Source organism: Bacillus sp. AFS031507 (genome assembly GCF_002584635.1).
Classification (GTDB): Bacteria; Bacillota; Bacilli; order Bacillales; family Cytobacillaceae; genus Neobacillus.
Genome location: NZ_NUOW01000003.1, coordinates 276,263 through 289,355 on the forward strand (window position 1 = coordinate 276,263; position 13,093 = coordinate 289,355).

The 13,093-nt window shown below is 37.0% G+C and carries 14 protein-coding genes and 1 other RNA gene; 11 read left to right on the plus strand and 4 right to left on the minus strand.

The window, feature by feature from the left end; genetic code table 11:
- Nucleotide 1: 1 nt before the first annotated feature.
- Entirely contained in the window at nt 2-610 is a 609-nt protein-coding gene (gene recU / locus COE25_RS05290; RefSeq protein WP_098931664.1) for a Holliday junction resolvase RecU, read from the minus strand.
- A gap of 196 nt (nt 611-806) precedes the next feature.
- On the opposite strand from recU, the gene COE25_RS05295 reads away from it, so the two are divergent.
- The 3 genes from COE25_RS05295 (at nt 807) to COE25_RS05305 (ending at nt 2,935) form a co-directional block, all read left to right on the plus strand.
- The gene (locus COE25_RS05295; protein WP_098931666.1) at nt 807-1,784 is read left to right on the plus strand and encodes a DUF2515 domain-containing protein; all 978 of its coding nucleotides are present in this window, start codon (nt 807-809) and stop codon (nt 1,782-1,784) included.
- A 351-nt stretch (nt 1,785-2,135) separates the two neighbouring features.
- Nucleotides 2,136-2,411 (plus strand): hypothetical protein, encoded by a 276-nt coding sequence (locus tag COE25_RS05300; RefSeq protein ID WP_088088765.1) that lies wholly within the window; start codon nt 2,136-2,138, stop codon nt 2,409-2,411.
- Between the two features lie 167 nt (nt 2,412-2,578).
- A complete protein-coding gene (locus tag COE25_RS05305) occupies nt 2,579-2,935 on the plus strand; it encodes a DUF1798 family protein (protein WP_088088764.1) in 357 nt (118 codons plus the stop codon).
- A gap of 33 nt (nt 2,936-2,968) precedes the next feature.
- Here the strand turns inward: COE25_RS05305 and yppF are convergent, their stop codons facing one another.
- Nucleotides 2,969-3,178, minus strand: coding sequence for a YppF family protein (yppF, locus tag COE25_RS05310; protein WP_098931669.1), 210 nt, complete (start codon nt 3,176-3,178; stop codon nt 2,969-2,971).
- 191 nt (nt 3,179-3,369) lie between these two features.
- Here yppF and COE25_RS05315 point away from each other — a divergent pair, with 191 nt between their 5' ends.
- Nucleotides 3,370-3,933 carry a YppG family protein gene (locus COE25_RS05315; RefSeq protein WP_180247416.1) on the plus strand — a complete coding sequence of 188 codons (564 nt, stop codon included), beginning with the start codon at nt 3,370-3,372 and terminating at the stop codon, nt 3,931-3,933.
- A 54-nt stretch (nt 3,934-3,987) separates the two neighbouring features.
- On the opposite strand, the gene COE25_RS05320 is transcribed toward COE25_RS05315, so the two are convergent.
- Complete coding sequence (locus COE25_RS05320; RefSeq protein ID WP_088088761.1) at nt 3,988-4,470, minus strand: Hsp20/alpha crystallin family protein; 483 nt, start codon at nt 4,468-4,470, stop codon at nt 3,988-3,990.
- 191 nt (nt 4,471-4,661) lie between these two features.
- Between COE25_RS05320 and hcp the strand changes: the two genes are divergently transcribed.
- Nucleotides 4,662-5,960, plus strand: a complete 1,299-nt coding sequence (gene hcp / locus COE25_RS05325) for a hydroxylamine reductase (RefSeq protein WP_098931671.1) — start codon at nt 4,662-4,664, stop codon at nt 5,958-5,960.
- 44 nt (nt 5,961-6,004) lie between these two features.
- On the opposite strand, the gene COE25_RS05330 is transcribed toward hcp, so the two are convergent.
- Complete coding sequence (locus tag COE25_RS05330) at nt 6,005-6,703, minus strand: Crp/Fnr family transcriptional regulator (RefSeq protein WP_098931673.1); 699 nt, start codon at nt 6,701-6,703, stop codon at nt 6,005-6,007.
- Between the two features lie 211 nt (nt 6,704-6,914).
- On the opposite strand from COE25_RS05330, the gene COE25_RS05335 reads away from it, so the two are divergent.
- From COE25_RS05335 to rnpB, 6 genes are all read left to right on the plus strand, one after another.
- On the plus strand, nt 6,915-9,191 hold the full coding sequence (locus COE25_RS05335; protein WP_098931675.1) for a DEAD/DEAH box helicase: 2,277 nt from the start codon (nt 6,915-6,917) through the stop codon (nt 9,189-9,191).
- 17 nt (nt 9,192-9,208) lie between these two features.
- Nucleotides 9,209-10,465, plus strand: coding sequence for a ribonuclease H-like domain-containing protein (locus COE25_RS05340; protein WP_088088757.1), 1,257 nt, complete (start codon nt 9,209-9,211; stop codon nt 10,463-10,465).
- Between the two features lie 448 nt (nt 10,466-10,913).
- Nucleotides 10,914-11,303 (plus strand): CotD family spore coat protein, encoded by a 390-nt coding sequence (locus tag COE25_RS05345; protein ID WP_098931677.1) that lies wholly within the window; start codon nt 10,914-10,916, stop codon nt 11,301-11,303.
- A 130-nt stretch (nt 11,304-11,433) separates the two neighbouring features.
- Nucleotides 11,434-11,991 (plus strand): SLOG family protein, encoded by a 558-nt coding sequence (locus COE25_RS05350; RefSeq protein WP_098931679.1) that lies wholly within the window; start codon nt 11,434-11,436, stop codon nt 11,989-11,991.
- A 146-nt stretch (nt 11,992-12,137) separates the two neighbouring features.
- Complete coding sequence (gene gpsB, locus COE25_RS05355; protein WP_088088754.1) at nt 12,138-12,440, plus strand: cell division regulator GpsB; 303 nt, start codon at nt 12,138-12,140, stop codon at nt 12,438-12,440.
- A 79-nt stretch (nt 12,441-12,519) separates the two neighbouring features.
- An RNA gene (rnpB, locus tag COE25_RS05360) (RNase P RNA component class B) lies at nt 12,520-12,925 on the plus strand.
- Nucleotides 12,926-13,093 lie beyond the last annotated feature (168 nt).

Here is a 13,093-nt window from a genome sequence, read left to right on the forward strand (position 1 = left end):
CTCAATTATGAAACTTATCTATAATTTTAATATAGTCAATTCGCGGTTGAAAACCAAGTGGGATCTGATGTCCTTGTTGTTCCACTTCCTCTTTGGTTATCGATTTTCTGCCGCCATTATTCATTCGTTTCCAAAATGTTAACAAGTGTTTTGCATCGAGTAAAAAAACCTGCTCATATCTTGTAAAACGAAGGATAACAAAACAAATACCTCCTTGATCCAGTACTTCTTCCATATGCTGTATCTGGTGTTGATGGAAATTCTTTAATGGAAAAGAGGAAGGGTTCTGTGTTTCTTTAGCTTCGAAATCAATATACTTTCCTTTATAAACACCATTATAATCCGTGGTGGAGGCTAGTTTGAAATATGCCTCTTTAATTACAGCAGCACTACGGTTCGGATAATCAACCTGGACAATTTGGACCGGCGTTGGTTTTTTATGAATAACAGCTACTTTTCTCGCACGGTAATATTCATTTGTCTCATTTAAGTCTTCCTCAAGTGTCATTCCTCTGTTACTATAAGAGCCATTTTTCTTTTTTTTATTGATATTTTCTGTGTTCTGTTCTCTTGGTACATACCTTTTTCCGTTTGGATAGTTAAAGTTCACGTTTTACACCTCTCAAACTCTTCCTTATCATATCAAATCTTGACGAGAAAGGGGTGTATAAAATACATTTGCATACACACTCTAATAACAATTGTACTGAGAATGCTAAATTTATACATGATGCATTTTTCATAAAAGGATTTAAACTCAATCATAGTACTAATAATCTATTAAAAAAACTTAAGGGAAGATGAATATGAATCATCTTACAATACAGGAACGAACAATCATTCGTCAAATTCAAGATGAAACCAATAAAAAAAATGTCGATAATATCTCAAGGACTGAAGCATACTTTTCTTTTTTTAAAAAACATCCAGATATCATTTGGTCTTTCTTAGCAAGCATGGTATCTAGGAATGGGGGGTGGAATATGTGTGACCTCCAAGGGTCAATATTTCCTCAATTACTAACGGACTTGACGAGAAAGCAGCTTTTCCTTACATTTGAGCGGGCAAATTGGTTGATTTTCCATGATGTCTATCCCCAGTTATTGGTCTACCAATATTCGACGAAATTAAATCGAAAAATGTTTCATTTACTCCCTTATTTTCATGTTTCTACGTTTATCCAAAAAGAATGGTTTCGATATTGGAAAGAAAATGATAAGAACAGACTAACCACTTCATTAATCATAAATGAACAAAATGTCATTCAAACACCGGTTATTGATCACCCTCTATATAAGAAAAAGGTTTTCCAATCGAAGCTTTTTTCTTTTCAAGATTGGTTTCATTTCAGTTGTGTACTATTTCCAACCTGTGGGGGAGAAGTATATGGGGCAAGTGCAAATGGTTTCAAATCACTTTCAAAAAGAATCAACTTGGGTAAAAGACTAGCTAGCATACTTTTTCATCCACGGCTATTTCCATATTTTTATGAATTCGCTGAAAAAACGCCGCATACTGGTTCAAGAAATGATTATGAACAATATTTTAAAATAAAAACTGGCCTGAAAACCCCGATTTTGCGAGTGAGCTTCCCAGTTATTAAGCATAATCAACATAAATATGAGGATTGGAGTATGCAACGCAGAGTATCCCCCACCTGGTTGCATCTTCCTGCACGACATCGTCACCCCATTCACCTTACTGATTGGTACTTTGCTAAATCCAACCAACTTCAATTAATGTTGGCCCTCCAAAAGACCTTGCAGCTAAAAAAATGGAAATAAAAAAGCAAGGGAAGTGTCCCTTGCTCTTTGGTTAGTTGTTATTCGGCAGGTCGATTTTCTCCCACAAGCTTTTTATCACCGTAGCCTGTTTTTGTTGCTGCATCTGATTGAACTGTTTGCTGCTTTTTGTTTTGTTTATTATTTTTTGACATTAAAAAACACCTCCAACAATAGCTTGTGCGCTTTTTTATTTTTTCATGCAGGGTTTAATCGATGTCGAATTACATGGGGGAAAATGCCATTTTCCCACTACCTTTGACGAATAGCTTCTAGTTTTGTCAGGGTAGAAGGAAGCCGAAAAAAGAAAGAGAATAATTATACTTAATAGAAAATGCTGGGAGGGTTTAATAGATGAATAAGCCATTGTCCGATAAGGAAAAGTTGATTTCAATGCTGTCAGAAATATACGATCAATTAGAAGAATTGGAAGTGGTGCTTGGAGCATCCTTCTCAGACCTGCGCAAAAGTTTAGACAAGAAAGAGCAGGCTAAGTTAATCGTATCAAAACAAAAACTAATGGGACTTGAACGGAGTATTGATAAAGTAAACTCCATTTCTAATTTAGAGATTGCCTGTGCCAATCCAAATCATGTGTCTAGAGCCTTACAACTTGAATTGGGCTATTAATTGCCTATAAAATAATAGTAACGATTAAAGTAGCATAAAGATCTTTGCTACTTTTTATTTTTTAGGCTATGTTAAAGCTTATTGTTGATTTTGGCACAAGTTGATTGGAGCGGAAATCAACAGCCAAGTATAACAGAGCCATTTTTTAAAGAAAGGGTTTATTAAAAATGTCTGAAGAAATTATCCAATTAACGGAAAAACTTTTAGCTTATAATAGTTTATTCATGAAGTACTATCTAGAGGGAAGGGAGTCAGGGCTCAAGCATGATTTTCATGAAGTGATTAAGCCATTTGCAAATGAAGTTAAGGAAATAAATGACCAATGGAAACATGCCATGAAGAAATGGCTGTCTGAAACGGACCATAAACATCTTCATTTAAAGCAAATCGACACGACATCTGAACATATTGACCAGTTGTCAATTCAATCCTTTTTCCCGGAAACTAGCAAAACGAGATTTTTAAATGCAAATCGTACAGTTGAATTTTTCCTCTTGGAAATATTAAAAGAGATTAAAAAATAGAAAAGAGATGCAGCTGCATCTCTTTAATTATTATTAAGAATGTTCGATGAGGGAGTTTTCATTATCCGTTTCAGGTATAACCGCGCCTTGTTTTTCAAGTTCACGGACAAGAAGACGATATTCTTTAATGTTAATATCGTTTTGAATATACGCTTTCTTAGCAAAATCCATTAATGTATTAACATCATCTGGTGTATAATCCCGACTTTGAATAAATTTGCTTTTTAATTCGCGAATGTCCATATCTATTAGCTCCTCCTTCATCCTTTTTTCTATCGTATCACGAAAATAAGGGATTCCTAGTTTTTAAAATATTTAAACTTCAGACAAAATTCTCGTCATTTTGACATTATAATTCTTTTTCAAAAGAATCACCTTTCCTCTCTCTCCTTCATAATGTGTAGTAGATAAAAAAGCGGAGGAGATGTTTGCCCATGTTTGGCAAAAAAAGGCCGGCTAATTACCTCAATTATGAATACTCGGGGCAAATGATGCAGCAAGGTCCAGTTGGTCAGATCAGGAATCAGCAGCTTATTAATAGTAATCAACCCTTCCATTACCAAGCTCAGCCCCAAAACTATGATTGGACCGCTTACCAACAACCCAATCAACAAATTCCTTATTACCCGCCAGTGTACCAGCAATATGGGCAAAACTATCAACCTGGCTACGTTTCTCAAAATACGCCATACAATAGCCAGCCATTTTCGCAAAAGGATTCGCAATTCCTATTCCAGAACCCTTTACAGCCACAGGATGAAATAGTTCAAAAACCACAGTATATGCCCATGAATGGTTATCCAGTGATGAACCCTTATCCTAAGCAAAGTGCAACCCCAAAACAGCCAGGAGGAGTCCAAACGTTTATGAATTCCTTCAAGTCCCAAGATGGATCGGTGGATATAAATAAAATGGTGAATACAGCAGGTCAAATGATGAATGCTGTTAACCAAGTATCATCACTTGTAAAGGGATTTGGTGGAATATTTAAAGCGTAATAAAAAAGACGGCTTTTTTACTAGCCGTCTTTTCATATGGAAGGGAAATGGAATTTAGTCTTCGATATCAATAATTTTCCCCTTTTCCTGTGGAATGCGGATTTTTAATAAACCATCACGATAGGATGCTTTCACTTTCTCTTCATTAATCGTATGCGGAAGTGAAACCGTTCTTGATGATTTTTGGCGTAAGTATTTACGTCGATATAAATGATTGATTTCGTCTTCCTCGGTTTCAAGTTCGTTATTTTCTACAGAAATAGTTAAATAATTTCCAGAAATGTTTAAATGAATTTGCTCTCTTTTTATCCCTGGCAGTTCTGCAGAGATGATGTATTCCCCACCTGTTTCAATCGTGTCAACATGAAAGCTCGATCCAGATGGAAATGGACTTTTAAAAAAATCATCGATTGATTGTAGAAAGCCTTTGATTGGTTTTTCATTGAAAAAGTCGTTCATCGATTTCATTAACTCGCCAAAAGCTTCTGTTTTCGGCTTTTTAGGGTCATTCTTATCACTCGGTACCTTAGATGACATTAAGTTCCCCTCGCTTTCCAATATTTCACTCGCTATTATATGCTGGATAAACTGGGTAGGTGCCGTCATCGTATGGCAATAATTTTATGAACGATTTATTACAGTTGCTTTAAATGTGATGTAAATCACATTAAATTTTTAGGGCGATTAGTATAGTAAAGCAGAAATAAAATCGAAAGTGAGGAACTAAAATGTTCTGTTATCAATGTGAACAAACTCCATCTGGCGGCTGTAATGTCATCGGTGTGTGTGGTAAGGATGAAACCATTGCTAGCTTACAAGACACGATTATTTTTGCATTAAAAGGAATTGCGGCCTATCGAACCCATGCTAATCAATTAGGATATACAGATCCTTTTGTCGATGCCACCACTCATGAAGCCCTTTATATGACTTTAACGAATTCAAATTTTAATGTTCAAGAACATATCGACATGGCGATGAAAGTTGGCCAATCAGCAGTCCGCGTAATGGAAATGCTAGATGAAGCTCATACAAAGCGTTTAGGCATCCCTGAGCCAATCCGGGTCAGCCAAAACAAAATTGAAGGAAAATGTATTATTGTTACAGGTCACAACTTATTTGCTTTAGAGGAACTATTAAAGCAAACAGAGGGAAAGGGTATCAATATCTATTCGCACTCTGAAATGCTACCTGCACACGGCTATCCAGCATTGAAGAAATATACTCATCTAAAAGGGAATATCGGAAAAGCTTGGTACGACCAGCGACGACTTTTTGAAAATTTCCCTGGAGCGATTCTAGCAACGACCAACTGTGTAATGCCAATTAAAGGGTCATATGCAGACAGGATGTATACATATGAAGTAGCAGGTCTTGAAAATGTAGAGAAAATTATTAATGATGATTTTACACCATTAATTAACCGAGCTTTAGAGCTTCCTGAAGCAGCAATTGAATCCGAAGAAACATTGTTAACAGGGTTCCATCATGAAACGGTTCTAGGCTTAGCACCTGAAGTAATTGATGCAGTCAAAGCCGGTAAAATCAAGCGTTTCTTTGTTATCGCAGGCTGTGATGCACCGGGCCCTGGCGGAAATTATTATCGTGAACTTGCCACTTCACTACCGCCTGAGACTGTTATATTAACAACCTCTTGTGGGAAATTCCGCTTTAATGACGTGGATTATGGTGTGGTTCCGGGAACTAATATTCCACGGTATATAGATTTAGGTCAATGCAATAACTCTGGATCAACTGTTAAGATTGCTTTAGCACTTGCAGATGCATTTGGATGTGAAGTGAATGAACTTCCAGTCAGCATCGTGTTATCTTGGTTTGAACAAAAAGCAGTTGCTATTTTGCTTGGTTTATTTAGCTTAGGGATCCAGGATATCCGCATTGGCCCGAAGCCGCCTGAATTTATCTCTGAGGGGGTATTACAGGTCCTTCAGGACACCTTTAATCTAAAATTGATTGGAACAGCTAAAGAAGACATGGAAGATATGCTACAGGTCTCAATTATATAAGTATAATAAAACCGCAGCATAGATTTGCTGCGGTTTTTAGTGTTTTAGATTAGATTAATTTCTTCCATGAGAATTTCAACACCTACGATCATGTTGCCTTCTTCATCTACTTCTATTAATTCATCTTTTTTCATTTTTGTTAGCGTCCTGCTTATGGTTTCTCTTGTCGTGCCGATCATATTGGCAAGATCCTTATTCGTGAATTCGGATTTTAATAGGATCGTACCATCTTCTTGTTCTTTACCATGCTTCTGGGCGAGCCGAATCAGTAGTTTAATAATTTGTTCGTATGTGTTATTGAGAATCTGTTCTTCTAAACGATTTTGCAAATCAACGATTTTTTCTCCTAATACTTTAAAAACTTTAATACATAGTTCAGGGTTTTCAATCAGTACAGTTTCAAATTTTGAAATTGGAACAGCAATAAGTGTTGAGGACTCAAGTACTTCTGCATAGGCTGGGTAATCGCCTTTTCTGAAAAACCCTACATGGGGAAACATCTCACCTTTTTTAGCAATGGCGACGATTTGTTCTTTGCCATTAATGTCACTTTTATAAATTTTAATTTTTCCGTCATTAATAAAATAGACATTTTCAAGCGGGTCACCTTGGAGAAACACATGACTATGTTTTTTCCATTCCCTAGCAATAGCAATGTCAGAGATTTTTGTTATTTCAAAATCATTTAATTCACGAAAAAGGGTAAAATCAGCGAGCACCCTTTTAATTTCTTCAATTTTCATCCAATCACCTTCAAATATAGATTCCGTTACTATCTATTGTAACAAAAATTCTAGTAATAGTTTAATGTTATTGATATTTATTGTTTAAGTAGAATTTAAAGTTATTCTTACCATTGGAAAAAAATACTAGGTATTTAAAAAATAAAAAAGTCGTTTTTTCTTTTGTTACGAACGTTCATTCGTTAAAATAGAAGTAATGAGGTGAGGAAGCATGAGGCTAAGAAAAAGCCTGCAAGAAATTTTGTCAGACTTAAAAATAAATGATCAATTTAAGGGAAATATCGTTACATGGCACACCATCGAGGAAAAGCCGGCCCAAACAGTCCCGATGCCAAGAGACCTTCATCCGATTTTAAAGTCTGCTCTAAAGAGCAAGGGAATTGAACAACTTTATACACATCAAAAATCGGCCTATGAAAAAATTATTGAGGGAAAAAGTATCGTCGCTGTTACCCCTACAGCTTCAGGAAAGACCCTGTGCTATAATCTTCCAGTTTTGCAATCGATTCTATCTAATCCAAGTACACGGGCTCTTTATATGTTTCCTACGAAAGCACTCGCACAGGACCAAAAGAGTGAAATCAATGAGATAATTCAAGCAGCGGGTGTAGATATAAACAGCTACACGTATGATGGGGATACACCTGCAAATATTCGTCAAAGAGTGAGACAAGCGGGGCATGTGGTTATTACTAATCCAGATATGCTCCATTCAGCCATCCTGCCACATCATACCAAATGGGTTTCTTTGTTTGAAAACCTTAAATTTGTTGTCATCGATGAACTTCATACCTATCGAGGTGTTTTTGGCAGTCATGTGGCCAATGTGATTAGAAGATTAAAACGTATTTGTAAGTATTATGGGAGTAACCCTGTATTTATTTGCACGTCAGCAACCATTGCTAATCCACTTGAACTCGCAGAGACCCTAACAGAAGAAAAGATGAACCTGATTGATAATAATGGGGCCCCTAGTGGTACAAAGCATTTTCTATTCTATAATCCACCTATTGTAAACAAACCATTAAACATTAGAAGAAGTGCCACACTTGAGGTTCGGAAAATTGCGGGTGAACTTTTAAAAAATAAAATTCAAACTATCGTTTTTGCGAGAAGCAGAGTTAGAGTTGAAATCATTTTGACCTATTTGCAGGAATTAGTGAAGAATCAGTTGGGAGCAAAATCCATAATGGGCTATCGGGGCGGGTATCTCCCAACCGAACGAAGGAAGATTGAAAAAGGGCTTCGTTCAGGTGATATATACGGTGTGGTCAGTACGAATGCTCTTGAACTAGGAGTGGATATTGGGCAGTTGCAAGTGTGTATCATGACAGGCTACCCTGGTACGATATCCAGCGCATGGCAGCAGGCTGGAAGAGCGGGAAGAAGGCATGGAGAAGCCCTAGTCATTATGGTAGCAAGCTCCAGTCCCCTAGATCAATACATCATCCAGAATCCGGATTACTTTTTTAACAATAGCCCTGAAACAGCAAGGATTAATCCTGATAATTTAATTATTTTAATCGATCATATGAAATGTGCTGCCTATGAACTCCCTTTTAAAGCGGGTGAGCATTTTGGAAGTGTAGAAACAGAGGAACTACTAGAATATTTAACAGAAGAACGTGTCCTTTATCATAATGGCGGGAAATGGTATTGGATGAATGATTCTTTTCCAGCACATAACATTAGTTTAAGGTCTGCATCACAAGAGAACGTGATTATCGTTGATCAGTCAGATGTTGCGAATGTAAAAGTAATTGGCGAAATGGACCGTTTTTCAGCGATGACGCTTCTCCATGATGAAGCAATTTATTTACATCAAGGGACTCAATTCCAGGTAGAAAAGCTTGATTGGGAAGAGAAAAAGGCGTTCGTTAGGGAAGTCGATGTAGACTATTATACTGATGCCAATTTAGCGGTTCAATTAAAAGTACTGGAAGTAGACAAACTTGAATCAAAAGATGATGCTGAATTCGGTTATGGGGATGTTAGTGTAAGGGCGATGGCCACAATTTTTAAGAAAATTAAATTCGAAACCCACGAAAATATAGGATCTGGACCGATCCAATTACCGGAAGAGGAGCTTCATACAAATGCGGCCTGGATTTCCTTAAACCAGCCGATATCAGAAATGGGCCATGAGCGACTCGAACAGGGTCTTGTCGGGACTGCGCATGCACTAAACCATATAGCTCCCTTATTCGTAATGGCCGACCCTCAGGATATTCATGTCATTCCGCAAGTAAAGGCAGACCATAACGAAAAGCCAACCATTTTCTTTTATGATCGCTACCCAGGTGGGATAGGATTAAGCGAGAAAATACACACAGGTATGTCGGAAGTATTTGAGGAAACAAAGAAAATGATTACTCGCTGTCAATGCGGATTTGGCTGCCCTTCATGTATTGGTACAGACACCGTTAGTGATACAGCAAAAAATGATACCTTAAAAATTATTGAAGCCTTTTTAAAACCCTCAATATAGGAGAAGGAAGATTAGCGATGTCGTTAAAAAATAAATTAAATCGTTTAAAACCACATCTTTCTGTTGGCGTTCAATCTGAAAAAATTAGTACTCCTCCTTTAGCGGTTAACATTGAGGTTCCTTTCAAGGAACAATGGGAGCAAGAAAACGTTTTTCCATATTTTATGGATCAAAATTACTGTTTAATCAGAGAAGTGAAATATCCACTCTCATATCAGCATGGTCATTACTGTTTTCGTGATTTTCTAACCGCAGTAGATATATGGAACAAACAGCCCGTAAATCATCCTTTATCAGCAGAAGGGCATCAAGCGGAAGAATTATTCTTTTTTGATACTGAAACGACTGGACTTGGCGGTGGGGTCGGAAACACGATTTTTTTACTCGGCTATGCGAGCATTTCTGGTGATTCCCTTATCTTAAGACAACATATTTTACCGAATCCAGGGGCAGAGGTCCCTTTATATCAAAGCTTTCTAGAAAAAGTGAATTATAAAACGCTGGTTACTTATAATGGGAAGTCATTTGATTGGCCGCAGGTAAAAACAAGGCATACGCTCGTAAGAGAACATGTGCCAAAGCTGCCGCAGTTTGGGCATTTCGATTTATTTCATGCGGCTAGAAGGCTATGGAAGCATAAATTAGACCGTTTAAAGTTAGCTGTTGTGGAGAAAGAGGTCCTTGGCGTAGAAAGGGTAGATGACATTCCTGGCTTTTTGGCTCCGATGATTTACTTTGAGTTTATTGATAGTAAACAGCCTAATGGAATGCTTGGTATTCTAAAACATAATGAAATTGATATTTTATCGCTTGTTACCTTGTATACACATATAACCTTTCAACTATGTGGAACAGATACTTCTCAAACCAGACCCGAGTCCTTTGAGGTAGGGCGCTGGTTTGCTTCATTAGGAGAACAAAATGAAGCAGAAAAAGTTTTGACCAAGCTTGCAAATGGAAGTGATTTTACTTCCTATCAAGCAAAGCATGCTTTAGCTATACAACATAAAAAAGAACGCGACTGGGAAAAAGCACGGAAATTGTTTTCGGATGTTGTTGATTCGGGTGATAAACCAATGATGTTAGATGCATGCCTGGAGCTAGCCAAGATCCATGAACATAGGCTAAAAGATTATCAACTTGCGTTGGATTATTGTCATAAGGCAATTATGATCGTATCCCAATTTGAAAAACCACCTAAAATTACAGATCAAAAAAGCTTAGAACAACTCAAATTTCGTCATAGCCGGATAGAGCGAAAAAATGCAAAATAACCGGTCTGACTATTGTTTTTTGTAAAGTTCATCTAATTGCCACAAAATCAGTGAAAATTAATTTAAAAAACCAGCATTTCCATATTGTTTATCATAGTTGAAAGAGGTAAAATTTGAAATTGGATTGAGAAAAAAAACGACTAACAAAACATTTGGAGCTGGTAACATGTATAAAGCGATTTTATTCTTATTTTTTATTGTCGTTTGTTTGACTGCAGTTATTTTTACGAGTTTAAAAGATAGCTTTTATTCTTTTTTATAAATGAAACATATGTCTAGGGTGGGCAGCCCTTTTTTGAGCAAAACTAGGCATATCTGAACATATATAAATATTGAAAACATAGCAATGAACGTATTAAACCAAAAAAATAGGTATTTTCATTAGTACAAGAGTAATCCCTTCAACATAGGCTGTAATGTAAACAACTATTTGAAGGGAGACTATTATATGTATCTTGGAACTAATTTTATGCCGCCAGTCATTCATCCGACTAAACAAATTGTGAACCATACGTTTTCAACAACAGTGGTTCCCCATATTCACCCTGTCCACACAACAACGGTGAATCACCATATGTATCAACATAAACATTACTGCCCGCATACAGCATCGTGTGCTGAGGATTGTTGCAATCAGCATATTGATTGCTGTAACCCATGTGCACCAACCGCCATGCCAGTAGCTATGCCAGCAGCTAATGCTTTACCAAATGTACCACCAGGAATGGGAGGCCCAGGGTTTGGCCCAGGAGGCCCAGGTTTCGGTCCAGGAGGCCCAGGTTTCGGCCCAGGAGGCCCAGGCTTTGCACCAGGACCATTTATGGGTCCTAGACGTTAATTGGAGTAATGTTTATTGCAGGGGCTTTTTAGCCCTTGTTTTTTAATTTTTATTTACTAATATGATATGCTCGTTTCATTCAAATGTTTGTCCATTTTAAAAAAATTTCTTGGTGAGGAGAACATTCTTTATGAAAGTTCTGGCCATTTCAGGTTATAAACCCTATGAATTAGGAATTTTTAAAAATGACCATCCATCTGTATTATATCTCAAGGCTGCAATTAAAAAATCACTCATTCCAATGATAGACGAAGGACTAGAGTGGGTGCTGATAAGTGGCCAATTAGGTGTGGAACTGTGGGCAGCTGAGGTTGTATTTGAATTGCAAATGGAATTTCCAAATTTAAAACTAGCAGTAATAACGCCATTTTTAGATCAGCAAGCGACTTGGAAGGAAAATAATCAGGAATGGTATGAGTCAGTTTTAGCACAAGCTGATTTCATTGATTCTGTTACGAAAAAGGGATATGAAAAACCGTGGCAATTTAAGCTGAAAAATCAATTTTTTATAGAAAAAAGTGAGGGACTCCTCCTCCTTTACGATCAGGAAAGAGATGGGAGCCCAAAATATCTATATGAAATGGCTCTTGAATACCAAAAAAAACATCTATATCCGATTGAGCTGATTACATTTTATGATTTGCAAATGATTGTCGAAGAAGAACAAATGAAACTCGCTGACTTTTAACTTTATTAGTCATTTTTTTAAGTACAAATCCATATATTGAAATGATTTATCAAATCATAAATTTAACAAAACAAATGAAAATTGACAAAACTACATATTTTTGAAAAAATAATAGGTAGTGATTGGCGAATACTGAGGTGAATTGAATGCTGTCAGATAAAGTGAAATTAACAGCTAAGGATATTTTAGAAAAAGAGTTTAAGACTGGCGTACGCGGCTATAAACAAGAAGACGTTGATAAGTTTTTGGATTTAATCATTAAAGATTATGCAACATTTCATCAGGAGGTTGAAGATCTTCAACAGGAAAATCTTCGGCTTCGGAAACAGCTTGAAGAAACTTCAAAAAGACAGCCCGCAGCACAGCCTGCAGGTACCACAAATTTTGATATCTTGAAGCGATTATCCAATCTTGAAAAACATGTTTTTGGTAACAAGCTCTACGATTAACAGAATGTATTACAATTTCCTAGAAATAACCATTGAATTACCAGCGTGAAATACATATAATAAATTGTATTCATTAATAACGTTCGGGTAATCGCTGTGAGAAGCATTTGCATTCTTGCAGAGGAAAGTCCATGCTCGCACGAGCTGAGATGCTCGTAGTGTTCGTGCCTAGTGAATTCATAAGCTAGGGCAGCTGGGGCTAGCATCCAGTTGACGGCCGGGAAAATACCTAAGTCCTTTTGGGGATATGGTATGAATACCTATAAAAGTGCCACAGTGACGTAGCCTTTCCAGAAATGGAAAGGGTGGAACGGGTAAACCCCACGAGCGAGAAACCCAAATAATGGTAGGGGCACTTTCTCTGAGGAATTGAACAAGGAGAAGGACAGGTTCAAATCTGAACCTGTAGATAGATGATTACCACCTAAGTACGAGACACACCCGTGTCGTTTGGAGTACACTGGTACAGAACATGGCTTACAGAACGTTATTAATGGGAAAGTATGCTGGATATTAAATGGCTCTCCTGATAAGGAGAGCTTTTTATTATTAATAGACATATTGCATTCGTTGTCGACTTTTTGTCAATAATGAAAGCGAATTAAGATTATTTTTATTAAACATAAACATACATACAAATGAATTAAGGGTGA